The sequence below is a fragment of the Micromonospora sp. NPDC047557 genome (assembly GCF_043205095.1).
Classification (GTDB): domain Bacteria; phylum Actinomycetota; class Actinomycetes; order Mycobacteriales; family Micromonosporaceae; genus Micromonospora.
Map to the genome: position 1 here is coordinate 136527 of NZ_JBIDDK010000004.1, position 15652 is coordinate 152178.

At 73.7% G+C, this 15652-nt stretch carries 12 protein-coding genes and 3 pseudogenes; 6 read left to right on the forward strand and 9 right to left on the reverse strand.

Going from position 1 to position 15652, the window contains the following annotated elements; genetic code table 11:
- Positions 1-5: 5 nt before the first annotated feature.
- The 6 genes and pseudogenes from ACGGAQ_RS13440 to ACGGAQ_RS13465 all read right to left on the reverse strand — a co-directional run bounded on the left by ACGGAQ_RS13440 (position 6) and on the right by ACGGAQ_RS13465 (position 4474).
- Positions 6-1496 (reverse strand): phosphatase PAP2 family protein, encoded by a 1491-nt coding sequence (locus tag ACGGAQ_RS13440; protein WP_393048222.1) that lies wholly within the window; start codon positions 1494-1496, stop codon positions 6-8.
- A gap of 71 nt (positions 1497-1567) precedes the next feature.
- Positions 1568-2569, reverse strand: coding sequence for a YihY/virulence factor BrkB family protein (locus ACGGAQ_RS13445; RefSeq protein WP_393048225.1), 1002 nt, complete (start codon positions 2567-2569; stop codon positions 1568-1570).
- Complete coding sequence (locus ACGGAQ_RS13450) at positions 2562-3566, reverse strand: diacylglycerol/lipid kinase family protein (protein ID WP_393048228.1); 1005 nt, start codon at positions 3564-3566, stop codon at positions 2562-2564. Before ACGGAQ_RS13450 ends, ACGGAQ_RS13445 begins: the two co-directional genes overlap by 8 nt.
- 120 nt (positions 3567-3686) lie before the next feature.
- Positions 3687-3866, reverse strand: a pseudogene (locus ACGGAQ_RS13455) (Clp protease N-terminal domain-containing protein); the annotation flags it as partial.
- Positions 3867-4055: 189 nt separating this feature from the next.
- Positions 4056-4238, reverse strand: a pseudogene (locus ACGGAQ_RS13460) (Clp protease N-terminal domain-containing protein); the annotation flags it as partial.
- Complete coding sequence (locus tag ACGGAQ_RS13465) at positions 4238-4474, reverse strand: HTH domain-containing protein (protein WP_007457155.1); 237 nt, start codon at positions 4472-4474, stop codon at positions 4238-4240. The gene ACGGAQ_RS13465 and the pseudogene ACGGAQ_RS13460, both read right to left, overlap by 1 nt.
- Positions 4475-4665: 191 nt before the next feature.
- On the opposite strand from ACGGAQ_RS13465, the gene ACGGAQ_RS13470 reads away from it, so the two are divergent.
- The 5 genes from ACGGAQ_RS13470 to ACGGAQ_RS13490 all read left to right on the forward strand — a co-directional run bounded on the left by ACGGAQ_RS13470 (position 4666) and on the right by ACGGAQ_RS13490 (position 11855).
- Positions 4666-5526 carry a universal stress protein gene (locus ACGGAQ_RS13470; protein ID WP_393048231.1) on the forward strand — a complete coding sequence of 287 codons (861 nt, stop codon included), beginning with the start codon at positions 4666-4668 and terminating at the stop codon, positions 5524-5526.
- Positions 5527-5593: 67 nt separating this feature from the next.
- A complete protein-coding gene (locus ACGGAQ_RS13475) occupies positions 5594-7987 on the forward strand; it encodes a phosphoketolase (RefSeq protein WP_393048234.1) in 2394 nt (797 codons plus the stop codon).
- 10 nt (positions 7988-7997) lie between these two features.
- Positions 7998-8843 carry a universal stress protein gene (locus ACGGAQ_RS13480; protein ID WP_393048237.1) on the forward strand — a complete coding sequence of 282 codons (846 nt, stop codon included), beginning with the start codon at positions 7998-8000 and terminating at the stop codon, positions 8841-8843.
- 243 nt (positions 8844-9086) lie between these two features.
- Positions 9087-10082 (forward strand): Acg family FMN-binding oxidoreductase, encoded by a 996-nt coding sequence (locus ACGGAQ_RS13485; RefSeq protein WP_393048241.1) that lies wholly within the window; start codon positions 9087-9089, stop codon positions 10080-10082.
- 96 nt (positions 10083-10178) lie between these two features.
- Positions 10179-11855: a GAF domain-containing protein gene (locus ACGGAQ_RS13490; RefSeq protein ID WP_393048866.1), complete on the forward strand. Its 1677-nt coding sequence runs from the start codon at positions 10179-10181 to the stop codon at positions 11853-11855.
- Between the two features lie 15 nt (positions 11856-11870).
- Here the strand turns inward: ACGGAQ_RS13490 and ACGGAQ_RS13495 are convergent, their stop codons facing one another.
- On the reverse strand, positions 11871-12509 hold the full coding sequence (locus ACGGAQ_RS13495) for a response regulator transcription factor (RefSeq protein ID WP_234581614.1): 639 nt from the start codon (positions 12507-12509) through the stop codon (positions 11871-11873).
- Between the two features lie 288 nt (positions 12510-12797).
- Here ACGGAQ_RS13495 and ACGGAQ_RS13500 point away from each other — a divergent pair, with 288 nt between their 5' ends.
- Positions 12798-13802, forward strand: coding sequence for an Acg family FMN-binding oxidoreductase (locus ACGGAQ_RS13500; RefSeq protein ID WP_393048245.1), 1005 nt, complete (start codon positions 12798-12800; stop codon positions 13800-13802).
- Between the two features lie 37 nt (positions 13803-13839).
- Here the strand turns inward: ACGGAQ_RS13500 and ACGGAQ_RS13505 are convergent.
- Together ACGGAQ_RS13505 and ACGGAQ_RS13510 are read right to left on the reverse strand one after the other, a co-directional pair.
- A pseudogene (locus tag ACGGAQ_RS13505) lies at positions 13840-14835 on the reverse strand (NAD-dependent epimerase/dehydratase family protein); the annotation flags it as partial.
- 133 nt (positions 14836-14968) lie between these two features.
- The gene (locus tag ACGGAQ_RS13510; protein ID WP_393048247.1) at positions 14969-15619 is read right to left on the reverse strand and encodes a TOPRIM nucleotidyl transferase/hydrolase domain-containing protein; all 651 of its coding nucleotides are present in this window, start codon (positions 15617-15619) and stop codon (positions 14969-14971) included.
- Between the last annotated feature and the right edge of the window lie 33 nt (positions 15620-15652).

Consider the following 15652-nt stretch of genomic DNA (forward strand, 5'->3'; position numbering starts at 1 on the left):
CAGGCTCAGTCGGCTCGGCCGGCGCGCGCCAGCTCGTCGTCGAGGGTGTCCACGTCGTCGGACTCGATGGCCGGCTGGTTGCCCTCCGTCAGGTCGGCGTTCGGCCGGATCACGAGGTAGAGCAGCCCGATCCAGAGCGCGGAGAGCAGGATCGCGCCCATGAAGTCGGTCGGGTGGTGCATCCCCCGGTACATCCGCGAGGTCGCCACCCCGGCCGGCATGATCACGGCCATCGCCACGAAGACCCACCGCCACCAGCGGTCGGTACGCGGGAACACGATGAGGGTGATCGCCAGCCAGACGCAGATCGTCGCCGCGATGTGCCCGGACGGGAAGGAGGAGGTGGGCATCTGCCCGTCCAGGTTCTCCACCGGGGGGCGAGGCCGGTCCACCGCACGCGCCGAGGCGAGGAAGAGGGTCAGCTCACCGACCATCGCCAGCGCCACGAACAGCACGGGCCGCCACCGCCGCCACACCGCGAGCACCAGCGGGCAGAACACCAGCGAGATGAGCAGGATCGCGTGGGTGTCACCGAACTTGCTCCACCACCAGCTCACCTCGGTCAGCGTGTCGGTGTGCCGGGCGGCGAACCAGCGGGGAACCTCGGTGTCGAGGGTGTCGAAGAAGGTGCCCTTGGCGTAATAGCTGACGTACGTGCCGAAGCCGTACAGCGCGCCGAACACCAGCACCCAGCCGACCAGCAGCTCGGCCACCGCCGAGCGGGGGTGCGCCAGCACGTGCTCCTCGGCCGGGGCGGGGGCGATGTCGTGCCCGGCCTCCGGCTCCAGCCCCTCGCTCAGCGGCGGCACCGGCCGGCCGCGCTCGCGCCGCCACAGCCGGAAGGCGTACGCGGTCACGCCCAGCCACGTGGCGCCGAGCAACCAGCCGGCCAGCACGTCGGAGACGAAGTGCACGCCCAGCGCGATCCGGGTCAGCCCGATCAGCGCCACCAGCACACCGACGCCGACGATCGCGGGCTTGCGCCAGCGCGGTGCCATCGCCGGCAGGAACACCAGCAGCAGCGCCCCGTACGCGACGAACGAGCCCAGCGCGTGCCCGCTCGGGAAGCTGTTGCCGGGTGCGCTGGCGACCGGAATGTCCACCACCGGGCGGAGCCGGCCGACGAGGGTCTTGAGCGACGGGTCGAGGATCAGCCCACCGACCCCGGTGATGATCAGGTAGACGGCCAGCCGGGGCTGCCGTCGGATCAGCAGCCCGACCACCGCGATGGTGACCAGCCAGATGAGGATCGGCCGGCCGCCCAGGTCGGTCACCGCCTGGAGCACGGTGACCAGCGGGTGGTGCGGGGCGACGAGCGAGTTGAACCACTCGGCAACCGCGTGGTCGGCGTCCTGCAACGGGCTCCACCGCACCCGCACGAGCAACAACAACAGCCCGAAGGCCACGCCGGCGCCGGTGACGGCCACCAGGCCGGCGATGCTCCGTTCGGCGAAGTGCCCGATCGGACGCCGAGCCACCTCTTTGACCGCGGTCACCCCGCACCTCCCTTGTTGTACCTGGCGAGGCGCTGTACCCGATCCGGGTCAGGCGTACACCCGGGCGCCGCTCAGAGCGCCGACATGTCCCCGGTGTCGAACAGCTCGGCGCGGTCGGCCTCGGGCTCCCACAGGTCGGGCTGCGCCGGCTCCTCCACACCGATGCGCAGCGCCTCCAGCTGGGCTGCGAAGGCCAACCCGCCGAAGAGCGCCATGCCGGTCAGGTTGGCCCAGAGCAGCAGCGCCATCATGCCGGTCAGCGCGCCGTAGGTCTGGCCGAAGCCGTCGCTGAACCGCACGTACGCGGCGAGCAGCAGGCTGGCCAGCCACCACAGGGCCGTGGCGATGCCCGCGCCGAAGAAGAGCCAGGACAGGCCGGGTTGGTTGCGGCGTGGCGCGTGCCGGAACAGCACGGCCACGGCGAGCACGGTCAGCCCGAGGCTCAGCGGGAAGCGGACCACGTCCCAGATGCCGTTGGCGACCTCGCCCCACTCGTAGTGCTTGCGGACCGAGTCGCCCATCGCCCCGCCGCCGACGAGGATCAGGAAGCCGGCCAGCGCGGGCAGGCCGGCGGTGACGGCCAGGATGGCCGCCCGCAGGTATTTCCGCAGGGCCGGGCGGTCCCGCTCGACCCCGTAGATGCGGTTGGCGCCCCGCTCGATCTGGGCCATCGTGGTGGTCAGCGCGACCAGCCCGGTGAGCAGACCGAGGGTGAGCGCCAGCTCACCGGCGTCCTCGACGCGTTCGCCATCACCGAGCAGCTCGCCGACCACCTGCGCGCTCTGGCCCGGGGTGAGCGCCAGCATGGTGTCGGCGACCACCTGGCCGCCCTCCTCGACGCCCAGCTTGCTGATCAGGCCGGTGAGAGCGATCAGGAACGGCACCACGGCAAGGCAGAGCTGCAACGCGAACGCGCGGGAGTGGCTGAACCCGTCGCCGTAGCGGAACCGGATGAACGCATCGCGCAGCAGGTGCCAGCCGCCCTTGCGGCGCAGTGTGTGCCAGGCGTCGTCGGCCGACAGCTCCTCGTTGGCCATCAGCCGGGTCTCCGGCACGATCCGGGTGCTACTCACGGCCCGCTTCCTCGATCAGCTGCTCGCCCCGCTCCCCGGCACCCTGCGCGTCGACGGCCAGGTCGGGGGCGTCCTCGGGTTGCGGGACGCAGAGCCAGAGCGCCTGCGGTCGGATCTCGGCGTGCAGCCGCCGACCGGGGGCGATGAGGTCGCCGTCCAGTTCCCGCGGCTGGGCCCGGTTGCTGGTGACCACCACACGGCGGCCGCGGAAGACCTCCATCTGCGGCACCTGGCCGCTGCGACGGATCACCGCCCAGCCGAGCGCCAGCCAGTGCCGCAGGTTACGCGGGGTGAGCACGGCGACGTCGAGCCAGCCGTCGTCCGGCTCGGCCTCGGTGAGCAGGCGGACCCCGCCCTGGAGCCGGCCGACGTTGGCGATCAGCACCGAGCGGACCCGCCGACGCACCGGCGGGCGGTCGTCGATGCGGATCTGCACCCGCATCGGCCGGTCCCGCAGGTGCCGCATGGCCCCCATGACGTACGCCGGCCAGCCGATGCGGGCCTTGGTGGTCTCGTTGGTGGCGGCGAGCATCTGGGCGTCGAAGCCCATGCCGGCCATGACAGTGAAGTACTGGTCCTCCACCGCGCCGACGTCGAGCAGCCGCCGACCGCGTTCGACCGCGACCTGGAGCCCTGCCGCGAGGTCGGTGGAGAGGCCGAGGTTGGCGGCGAGCAGGTTGCCGGTGCCCTGCGGCAGCACGGCGAGGGCCACGTCGGTGCCGACGAGCCCGCTGACGCAGGACATCACGGTGCCGTCGCCGCCGCAGGCGAAGACCAGGTCGACGCCGGCCTTGACGGCCTGCTCGGTCTGCCCCCGGCCGGGATCGTCGACGGTGGTCTCGAACCACTGCGGCTCGGGCCAGCCGGCGGCGCTCAGGGCGTCGTTCACGGTGCGGCGCAGCTCGTCGAGATCGGCGACCTTGGCCGGGTTCACCACCACGGCGGAGCGCAGCCCGCCGTCGCCGCCCGAGGGGCGCCTGTCCTGTCCAGCATCCACGGCGCAAGTGTGCAGCACCGGGCCGCCTTCAGCGACCCGATGACCCGCCGGCGTCGGAAGTGCCACAGACAGGTTTCAACGCGTACGTCTGCGTCACGCCGCCGTCCGCAGCGCGGTCTCCACCCGTCGGCGCAGATCGTCGAGGTCGACGCCCGCTTCGGTGAGCACCAGCGCGCCCAGCCCGTGGCCCTCACGCAGCACCCCGAGCAGGATGTGCTCGGTGCCGATGTGCTTGTGACGCAGCCGCAGCGCCTCGCGCAGCGACAGCTCCAGCACCTTCTTCGACCGGGGCGAGAACGGCCCGCCGAGGTAGCGTCGACGCCTCCAACGACGGCGCGGCGCCGGGATGGCCTCGCGCAGCGCGTCGGGGCCGAAGGACTGCTCGATGCGGGCCACGATGGCGGCCAGGTCGATGCCGATCTCGCGCAGCGCCGCCGCGTCCGCGTCGCCGAGGCCAGCGCCTCCGCCGCTGGTGTGCCGCCGGACCCGCTCGCGCAGGTCGTCGGCGCGCACCCCGGCGTCGGTGAGCACCCGGCTGGCCAGGCCGGCCTCGTCGGCGAGCAGGGCGAGCAGCAGGTGCTCGGTGCCGACCGGCCGCTGACCCTCGGCCCGTGCCTCCTCCACCGCCCGCCGCACCACGCCGCGCGCCCGCTCGGTGAACCGTTCGAACATCACGCCTCCCAGGATGAGTTGACCGCCGGTCGCCCAGCGTGTTTCTTGTGCACCGCCTGCCGGCTGACCTCGAGCGCGTCGGCGATCTCCTGCCAGGACCAGCCCTGTCGACGGGCGTTGTCCACCTGGACCACCTCGAGTCGCTCCAGCAGCCGGCGCAGCGCGCGGACGGCACGCAGCCCGACCCGGGGGTCGGTGCTGCCGGCTGCCGCCGCGAGTTCCGTCGCCTGACTCATGTCGTCAACATACGTTGACAGCACCACCGCTGTCAACCTTTGTTGACGTCGGTCGCGTCGACCCCCGATGCTCGGACCACCGCAGGCCCGTCGGCACGGCCCGAACCGGCCCGCTGCCGCGACCACCCGACTACCCTCGGTCAGGAGAGAGCGCGGTCGTGCCGGGCGCGACGCCCGGGAGGTGATATCGGATGGCGGTATCCGCCGACGCGGAGGTGCTGGTCGGCCTCGGCTCGGACGGTGACCTTCCGGTCGTTGAGCAGGCCGCGCAGGAGGCCGCCGGGCACGGCCGACCGCTGCACGTCGTGCACACCTTCGACTGGCACGCGGCCTTCGAGGCGGAGACCGTCGCCGCGCCGCGGGACGAGGCCGAGAACCTGATCACCCGGGCCGCCCAGCTCGCCCACCAGGTCGAACCCGGTCTGACCGTACGCGCCGAGATCGTCGAGAGCGGCCTGCTGCCCACCCTCATCCGCCGATCCGAGACGGCCTTCCTGCTGGCGGTCGGCGACAGCGGAATGGCCGGCAGCGGCCAGTGCGTCCCGGCCGAGACGTCCGCCGTGCAGTTGGCCGCGCGAGCCAACTGCCCGCTGCTGGTGGTCCGCCGCGAACCGCCGCCGCAGGGCCCGGTCCTGGTCGGGGTGGACGGCTCGCCCAGCTCACACCTCGCCCTGCGGTGGGCCGTGGACTGCGCACGCAGGCGCGACGCCCGCCTCGTGGCGCTGCGGGTGGTGGAGAGCGACGAGGACACCAACGCGGTCGCCGAGCAGCTCAGCGAGGCCCTGGCCCGCCACACCGACCGCCACAGCGGGGTGCCCACCGAGTGCCGGGTCGCCCGTGGCGACCCCGGGCAGGTGCTCGTCGACACGTCCCGGTCGGCCCAGCTGGCGGTGGTCGCCGCCCGGGGCGACGAACCGGGACGAGCCATGCTCGGCGCGGTCGCCCAGTCCCTGCTCTACCACTCCCCCGCCCCGGTGGTTGTCGTACGCGGCCTGGCCGAGGTGCCGCTCGCCGGGCCCGACGCCCGCCCGGCCCGGGACCAACGGCCCTGACCGGCCGCGTCGGCGGCGGCGAGGCTGGACGCCGGACACCCGCCCCCTACCCGCGAGAGGCAGCATCATGGACATCGCTCTCGACGTGCAGCGCGCACTCACCGACGACGAGCTGCGCCGGCTGGACGCCTACTGGCGTGCCGCGAACTACCTCACCGTCGGGCAGATCTACCTGCTGGGCAACCCACTGCTGCGCGAGCCGCTGACCCCCGACGACATCAAGCCACGGCTGCTCGGACACTGGGGCACCAGCCCCGGACTCAACCTGATCTACGCGCACCTCAACCGGGTGATCGTCGCCCGCGACCTGAACGCCATGCTGGTCACCGGCCCCGGGCACGGCGGCCCCGCCATCGTGGCCAACACCTGGCTGGAGGGCACCTGGTCAGAGCGCTACCACGACGTGGCGCGCGACGAGGCCGGGATGGCCCGGCTGTTCCGGCAGTTCTCCTTCCCCGGCGGCATTCCCAGCCACGTCGCGGCGGACGTGCCGGGCTCGATCCACGAGGGCGGCGAGCTCGGGTACGCCCTGAGCCACGCCTACGGCGCCGCGTTCGACCACCCGGACCTCGTAGTGGCCTGCGTGGTCGGCGACGGTGAGGCAGAGACCGGGCCGCTGGCCGGCAGCTGGCTCTCCACCGTCTTTCTGAATCCGGCCCGCGACGGCGCGGTGCTGCCCATCCTGCACCTCAACGGCTACAAGATCGCCAACCCGGCCGTGCTGTCCCGGATCCCCGAGTCCGATCTGCTCGACATCATGCGGGGTTCGGGCTACCAGCCGTACGTGGTGTCCGGCGACGACCCGGCCGTGGTGCACCGCACGCTCGCCGCGACGATGGACCGGGCGCTGGACGAGATCGCCGAGATCCAGCGGCGGGCCCGTTCCGGCGGTGTCGTCGAACGCCCCCGCTGGCCGATGATCGTGCTGCGGACGCCGAAGGGCTGGACAGGCCCGCGCGAGGTCGACGGCACCCAGGTGGAGGGCACGTACCGCGCCCACCAGGTGCCGCTGTCGGGCGTCCGCGACAACCCCGCCCACCTGGCCGAACTGGAGCACTGGCTGCGCAGCTACCGGCCGGAGGAGCTGTTCGACGCCACCGGCGCTCCGGTCGACGAGCTGCGCACGCTGCCGCCGCGCGGTGACCGACGGATGAGCGCCAACCCGGTCACCAACGGCGGAGTGGTCCTGCGCGACCTGACCCTGCCCGACTTCCGCGACTACGGCCTGGACGTCCGGGAGCCCGGCCAGCCGATGGCCGGCGCGACCGGGGTGCTCGGCCCGTGGATCCGCGACGTGATCGCCGCCAACCCGCAGACGTTCCGGCTGTTCGGCCCGGACGAGGTCGCGTCCAACCGGTTGGGCGCCGCCTTCGAGGTGACCGACCGGGCCTGGATCGCCGGCACGGTCCCCGGCGACGACCACCTCTCCCCCGACGGCCGGGTCATGGAGGTGCTCTCCGAGCACCTGTGCCAGGGCTGGCTGGAGGGTTACCTGCTGACCGGCCGGCACGGCGTGTTCACCAGCTACGAGGCGTTCATCCACATCGTCGACTCGATGGTCAACCAGCACGCCAAGTGGCTGAAGGTGACCCGGGCGATCCCCTGGCGGCAGCCCCTCGCCTCGCTGAACTACCTGCTGTCCAGCCACGTGTGGCGGCAGGACCACAACGGGTTCTCGCACCAGGACCCCGGCTTCATCGACCACGTGGTCAACAAGAAGGCCGAGGTGGTGCGGGTCTACCTGCCGGCGGACGCCAACACGCTGCTCGCCACGATGGACCACTGCCTGCGCAGCCGGCACTACATCAACGTGGTGGTGGCCGGCAAGCAGGCCGCGCCGAACTGGTTGACGATGACGGAGGCGATCCAGCACACCCGGCGTGGCCTGGGCATCTGGGAGTGGGCCAGCAACGACGGCGGCAGCGAGCCGGACGTCGTCCTGGCCTGCTGCGGTGACGTGCCCACCCTGGAGACGCTGGCCGCCACCGAGCTGCTGCGCGAACACCTGCCGGAGCTGAAGGTGCGGCTGGTCAACGTGGTCGACCTGATGCGCCTGCAGCCGGACACCGAACACCCGCACGGCCTGCCCGACAAGGAGTTCGACACCATCTTCACCGCGGACCGGCCGGTCATCTTCGCCTACCACGGCTACCCATGGCTGATCCACCGCCTGACCTACCGCCGCTCCAACCACGACAACCTGCACGTGCGCGGCTTCAAGGAGGAGGGCACCACCACCACCCCGTTCGACATGGTGATGCTCAACGACCTGGACCGCTTCCACCTGGTCATCGACGTCATCGACCGGGTGCCCGGCCTCGGCGCCCGCGCCGCGCACCTGCGCCAGGACATGGTCGACGCCCGGCAGGCCGCCCGCGACTACACCCGCGAACACGGCGAGGACGACCCCCGGGTCGCCGAGTGGCGCTGGGTCCGCGAGACCGACCCGACCAACCCCTGAGGAGGACGACGTGCGGGACGCGGAGATCCTGGTCGGCTACGACGGCTCCACCGACGCGTCGGTGGCCCTGAACTGGGCGCTGGCCGAGGCCGAACGCAGCGGCGAGCCGGTGCGGCTGGCGTACGTCTTCGAGTGGCTGACCGTGGCCAGTTGGGTAGGTCCGGGCGTGGCGCCCGGCGTCTGGCCGGACGACACCGCCCGGAGACAGGCGGACGACCTGGTTCGCAAGGCCGCGGCGGACGCCGCCGCCGCGCACCCCGGCCTGACGGTCACCGGCGAGGTGTACGACGGGCCACCGGCCCTGGTGTTGCAGGAGCGCTCCGCCGACGCGGGGCTGCTGGTGCTCGGCAGCCGCGGCCACGGCGGCTTCGGCGGACTGCTGGCCGGGTCGACGGCGGTGGCGGTCGCCGCGCACGCGCACTGCCCGGTCGTGGTGGTCCGCGACGGGACCGCCAGCGGGCCCCAAGCCCCGGTGGCGGTCGGTGTGGACGGTTCGGAGCCGTCGCTGGTGGCGCTCGGGTTCGCGGCCGAGCGGGCCGCCCAACGCCGGGTGCCGCTGCGCGTGCTGCACGCCTGGACCCCCGGCCCCGAGGCGGCGGCCGGGAAGCCCGACGAGCAGGCCGCCGTCGAGGAGGCGCTGGAGCCGTGGCGGCGGACGTTCCCCGAGCTGGACATCACGCTCGACCTCGTCGCGGGCAGCCCGGCGGGGACGCTCATCGAGTCGAGCCGGTCCGCGCAGTTGGTGGTGGTCGGCAGTCGAGGCCGGGGTGGGCTGGCCGGGATGCTGCTCGGCTCGGTCAGCCAGCAGCTGATCCAGCACGCCGCCTGCCCGGTCGCGGTCGTCCGGGAACGCTGAGGCCACGCCCGCTCGACTGCCCGCGTCGGCGGGTGCCGCGACAGCGGCGCGTCCCGGCGGCTCGGCGCATCAGCCGGAATCCAAGCCGGCCGCCGGTCGAGGCACCAGGTGGGCGCAACGACCCGCCGATTCGGGACCTGCGGCCCCTGCCCGGCGTCCGGGATTGCCCCACGATGGAGCGGCGACACACCGCGCGTCACCGCCAAGGTGGAGCGCGATGGCAGAGACGGAAAGGTCGTGACGATGAGTCAGGACAGTCAGCTGACCACCGCGCTGGCGGAGGCCGCCGCCACCGCCGGCCACGCCCCCTCGGTGCACAACACGCAGCCGTGGCGATGGCGGGTGCTCCCCGACGCGCTGGAGCTGCGCACGGTCACCGACCGGCAGCTCGCGGCCAGCGACCCCCAGGGGCGGCTGCTGGCGATCAGCTGCGGCGCGGCCCTGCACCACGCCCGGCTGGCGCTCGCCGCCGAAGGCTGGCGCGCGGTCGTGCAGCGCCTGCCCGACCCGGGCGATCCCGACCTGCTGGCCCGGCTGACCGACCTGAGCCGGACCGCGGCCGACCCGGAGGCCATGCGGATGGTGCAGTGCATGTCGGTGCGGCACACCGACCGGCGACCGGTCAGCGACGAGCCGGTGCCGACCGACGCGATCGGGGAGATCGCCCAGGCGGTCACCGCCGAGGGCGGCCGGCTCCAGGTCCTCGACCGCGACCAGGTGCTGGAACTGGCCGCCACCGCCGGGCACGCCGACACGGTCGAGGCCGAGGACCCGGAGCTGCGCGCCGAGCTGGCGTACTGGACGAGCCGCGCCCGCGCCGGCACCGGGCTGCCGGCCGAGGTGCTGCCCGAGCAGCCGCCGCAGACCACCGTGCCGGCCCGCGACTTCGGCCGCGCCGGCAGCCTGCCGGTCGGCCCCGGCCACGACCGCGCGGCGGTGTACGCGCTGCTGCACGGCGACGAGGACGAGCGGGACAGCTGGCTGCGCGCCGGCGAAGCGCTCTCCGCCGCCTGGCTGACCGCCACCCGACTCGGCGTGTCGGTGGTGCCGCTCAGCGCGGTGGTGGAGGTCCCGGGCACCCGGCAGACCCTGCGTCAGATGCTCGCCGGCATCGGCTTCCCGTACCTCGTGCTGCGTCTGGGGATCGCGGACCCGGCACACGCGGGCCCGCCGCACACCCCGCGGCTGGCCAGCGAGCAGGTGGTGGACACCTCCGCGGTGCGCAGCGAGCGGGCCTGACGGGCGATCGACGGTGTACGCCGACGCTACGATCGAGCGGTGACCAGCAGCGTTCCGCAGCCCCGCCCGGAATCCCCGGTGACGCCGTCGCTCGGGCTGAGCCCGCTGTCCCGGGTCCGCCTCGACGAGCTGCTGCAGGAGATGCTGGACCGCGTCGGCGAGGTGATGACCAGCCGGGAGCGGCTACGAGCGCTGCTCGACGCGGTCGTCGGCATCGGCACCAACCTGGATCTGCGCACCACCCTGCGACGCATCGTGCAGGCGGCCTGCGAGCTGGTCGGCGCCCGGTACGGCGCGCTGGGCGTCGTCGGCCCGGACCGGCTGCTGCACGACTTCATCGTGCACGGCATCACGCCCGAGCAGCACGCGCAGATCGGCGACCTGCCGCATGGGCGGGGTGTGCTCGGCCTGCTCATCGACGATCCCCGCCCGCTGCGCATGCCGGACATCACCCAGCACCCGCGCTCCTACGGCTTCCCCGCCAACCACCCGCCCATGCACAGCTTCCTGGGCGTGCCGGTGCTCATCCGGGAGCAGGTGTTCGGCAACCTCTACCTGGCCGAGAAGCAGGGCGGCGCGCAGTTCACCGAGGACGACGAGGAGATCGTCGTCGCGCTCGCGGCCGCCGCCGGCGTGGCCATCGAAAACGCCCGCCTGTACGCCCTGGCCCACCGGCGGGAACGCTGGCTCGCCGCGACCGCCGAGATCACCACGGTGCTGCTCGGTGAGGTGCGCCGCACCGACGCGTTGGCGCTGGTCGCTCGCCGGGCCCGGGAGGTCGCTGAGGCGGAGTTGGCGCTGGTGCTGCTGCACGACAGCGAGACCGCGCAGTTCACCGTGGAGGTCGTCGACGGCGTCGACGAGCGGGCCCGGGCGCTGGTCGGCGCGGTCCTGCCGGCCGCCGACACCAGCTTCGGGGCGGCCGTGGCCGAGGGCCGGCACGACCAGGTGGACGACCTGGCCCACGCCGCGCCGTGGCCGGCGCTGCTGCACACCGGGCCCGCGATCGTCTCACCGCTGGCCACCGCCGACACTCTGCACGGCGTGCTGATCGTGGCGCACCGGCCGGAGCGCGGCGGCGGTACCAGCGCCGAGGACGTGGCGCTGCTGGGCAGCTTCGCCGGTCAGGCGGCGCTGGCCATGGAACGGGCCCGCGGCCAGGAGGAACGGGAGCTGCTGGTGGTCCTGGAGGACCGCGAACGGATCGCCCGCGACCTGCACGACGTGGTGATCCAACGGCTCTTCGCCACCGGCCTGCAGTTGCAGAGCGCCGCGCCGATGATGGCCCGCCCCGAGGTGGCCAAGCGGATCAACGCGGCCGTCGACGACCTCGACGCCACCATCCGCGACATCCGACGCACCATCTTCGAGCTGCGGACGCCGATGACCGCCGCGCTGCGCACCGAGATCCGCGAGGCCATCGAGGTGGCCGCCGAGTCGCTGGGCTTCAAGCCGCACCTGGAGGTGACCGGCCCGGTGGACAGCGCCGTGCCGGACGCCCTCCGCCCGGATCTCACCGCCGTGCTGCGCGAGGCGCTGTCCAACACGGTCCGCCACGCGCAGGCCACCCGCGTCGACGTGGCCGTACGCGTCGACGGCGGGCAGGTCAGCGTGACGGTCACCGACGACGGGGTGGGCTGCGACCCGGCCGCCGCCCGAGGTGGCCTCATCAACCTGCGGGAACGTGCCGACCGCCTCGGCGGCACCTTCACGATCCGCCCGGTCGAGGCGCACGGCACCGAGCTGTGCTGGTCGGTACCCCTGCGTGACTGACCGGCGCGGGTCGGCTCAGGGCGTCTTGCCCAGCAGACGGGTGGCCAGGACGGCGGCCTGGGTGCGGCGCTCCAGGCCCAGCTTGGCCAGCACGCTGGAGACGTAGTTCTTCACCGTCTTCTCGGCGAGGAACATCTTTCCCGCGATCTCCCGGTTGGTCAGCCCCTCGGCCACGTACTCCAGGATCCGCCGCTCCTGCTCGGTGAGCGACTTCAACTCGCGCGGCTGCTCGACGCCGTTGCGAATGCGTTCCAGCACCCGGGTGGTGATCGCCGGGTCGAGCAGGGACTGCCCGGCTGCCACCCGACGCACCGCGTCGACCAGGTCGGTGCCGCGGATCTGCTTGAGCACGTACCCGGCGGCCCCCGCCATGATCGCGGCGAACAGCGCCTCGTCGTCCTCGTACGAGGTGAGGATCAGGCCCTTGATGGACGAGTCGACGGCACGGATGTCACGGCACACGTCGATGCCGTTGCCGTCAGGCAGCCGGGCGTCGAGGATCGCGACGTCGGGCCGCAGCGCCGGGATGCGGCGGGACGCCTCCTGCGCGGAGCCGGACTCGCCGACCACCTCGATGTCACCGCTGCTCTGCAGCAGGTCGGCCAGGCCACGGCGGACGACCTCGTGGTCGTCGAGGAGGAAGACGCGGATCATTACTCGTTTCTACCCGCACCGAGCGACGGGGGCACGGGCCGAAGGTCCCGACCCGCCCGGGCTCCGGGACCTGCGCTCCGGTTCCTGAACCATCCCGGCCGGCGTCCGCGGGGGCGGGTGGACCTCGACGGCCTCGGCGCCGGCGGCCTCCGGGTGGTCTCGGCTGGGGCGGTCGGGCCCGAGCGGTCGGGACGTCCGGCCCTGCTCGGCGCCCACCCGGCGGGCGGACCGTGGGGGTGTGCCGGCCGCCGCGACTCGACGACCGGCCCACCGGAAGGGAGCACCGTCATGGACCTCGGCTACACCACAGCCCAACTGCGGGCCGCCGCCGCGGACGCGGTCCGCGCGCCGTCGCTGCACAACACCCAGCCGTGGCGGTTACGGCTGCGCGACGGTGGGATCGAGGTGCTGGCCGACCCGGCCCGGCGGCTGCCGGCGACCGATCCGAGCGGTTGGGGCGTACGGATCGCCTGCGGTGCAGCCCTGTTCAACCTGCGGGTCGCGCTGGCCGTGGCCGGCGTCCCGGCCCGGGTACGGCTGCGCCCCGACCCGGCCGAGCCGGATCTGCTGGCCCGGCTGGTGCCGGACATCCCGCGCCGTCCCACACCCGCCGAGCAGAGCCTGCACGCGGCCATCCCCCGCCGGTTCAGCAACCGGCTGCCGTTCTGGCCGGACCCGGTGCCGTCCGACGCGCGGTGGCGCATCGGTGAGGCGGCCCGCGCCGAGGGGTGCTGGCTGGAATTTCTGATCGGGGTGAGCGCGGTGACGGCGTTCGGGGAGATCGCCCGCAGCGCGCACCGGGTGCTGGAGCGCGACCCCGCCTACCGCGCCGAGCGGGAACGGTGGCTGCGTCACGAGCGCGCGCCGGACGGCGTACCGGCCGCAGCCGGCGGCCCGCAGCACGAGCCGCAGGACGTGCTGCCGACGCGCGGCTTCGGTGGGCGCGACCGGGCGCCGGGACGGGACTTCGAACCGGAGCCCCTGGTGGGGGTGCTCGGCTCGGTCGGCAACACCGCCGTCGACCAGGTGGTCGCCGGGCAGGCCCTGCAACGGGTGCTGCTCACCGCCACCGACTCGGGATTGAGCGTGTCGATGCTGTCCCAGCCGATCGAGGTGCCCACGGCCCGGGAGCAGCTGCGGGTGTCGCTGGGGCGGTTCGGCGCGCCGCAGATGGTGCTGCGCATCGGGTACGGCCAGCCGGGCCGCCCCACCCCGCGCCGCGACGTCGACGAGGTGCTCACGTCACCGACCGCCGGTTCCGTCGCGGCGTACCTGCCACGAGTGGGCGAATGACACGCTGATCACGCTCATCCTCAACGAGCTCGTCCAGCTTGCTCGCGGTGAGCAGTGCGGCCTCCCGGGCCGGGTCCAGGCCGACCGCAGCGCGGCGGGGCCTGCCGGCGCGCGGCGGAACGGTGCCCACCTCCCGCAGCCACCGCCACGTGTCCGCCACGGTCTCGGCCACCGGCCGGCAGGTCAGCCCCGCCGCGTGGGCCCGGCTGGTGTCCCGCTCCAGCAGCCAGCGGTACGGATGCCTGAGCGGCAGCCAGATCGGCAGGTCGTTCCACGGCTCCACCCCGGCGGCGAGGATCGACTCGGGGTCGGTCCAGCGCAGCCGGGCGTCGGAGCCGGTGACCGCCACGCACTCGTCGAGCAGCTCACCCATGGTGCTGTGCCCGGGGCGGCTGACCGCGTTGAACGTCCCGCCCTGCCGTCGGGCACCCTGCTCCAGCATCCAGCTGGCCAGATCGCGCACGTCGATGCACTGGATCGGCAGCTCGGCCGGGCCGGGGGCGAGCACGTCGCCGCCCCGCGCGATGCGGCTCAGCCACCAGGGCAGCCGGCCGATGTCCTCCCCCGGGCCGAGGATCAGCCCGGCCCGGGCGATCAGCGCGCGGTCACCGAAGACCTCCCGCACCGCCCGCTCCGCCCCCGCCTTGAGCTGCTGGTAGTCGCCGTCGGCGGCGTCCGGGTCGGCGTCGGCCACCGGCGCGGTCTCGTCCGAGCCAGGCACCACCGGGTCGGCGTAGACCGACCCGCTGGACACGTAGGTGTAGTGCCCCACGGTGTCGACCAGCGCACGGGCAGCGGCGCGCGCGGCGCGCGGCGCGCCGTCCCAGGTGTCGACCACCAGATCCCACTCGCCGTCCGCGAGCGCCGCCAGGCCGTCCGGCGCGCTCCGGTCACCCCGCAACCGGTGTACGCCGGGCGGAACCGACCCGTGCAGCCCTCGGTTGAACACCGTCACCGACCAGCCCCGGCGAACCCCCTCGGCGACCGTCGCACCGCCCACGAAACCCGTACCGCCCAACACCAGCAATCTCATGTGCTCCACCCTGGCGGATGGGTGTGGCGGATCGCGCTCGTGTTCACGGCGAGCGGATCTGCCCTCGGCAGAACCCCCACACCGACGCCCCGCGCGCAGCCGGATCGGGCCTTATCGACCGGGATCGGGCCGGTCAACCGGCGAGCAGCCGGTCCAGCGGACGCGGCACGGCACCCGGCTCGAGAGCGCGCACGAGCGCCCCCGCGTAGCGGGCCTTGCGGCCACTCATCGTCCCCAGGAAGCGGCGTAGTTGCCGCTCGACCGGGCGCCCACGCTGGGCGGGCTGGTTCTGGAAGACCCGCAACCGGGCCAGGTCCCCCTGCTCGGCGATGACCCGCTCGACGCCGTCGCTGCCGAGCGCGCGGATCAGCTCGTCCTCCAGGTCGGCCACGCACACACCGAAGCCGAGCACCTCCATCGCCGACCGGGTCAGGCCGGCGCCGAGACCCGCCTGCTCCAGGCCACGCCGGAAGAAGCCCTCCTCGGCCTCGTCACACAGCCCCCGCACGGTCACGGCGAGGCCCTGCGCGCCGAAGAGCCGCAGGTACCGACCGACGCTCATCGCGCCTCCGAGCGGCACCACGCACACACCCTCGGCGGTCAGATCGCGGCGCCGTCGCTCCGCCAGCGCCTCCACCGCGCGCTGGTCGCTGACCCCCTCGACGAGCACGACGGTACGCAGGCCGGCCGCCAACTCCCGGGCCGCGTCGGCGGCGGTCGCGGCGTCCGGACCGCCGGCAGCCCAGACGCGTACGGCGGCGCGGAAGCGGTCCGGCTCAGGCACGGGACCGAGTCTCGCAACGACCAACCCGTGTCA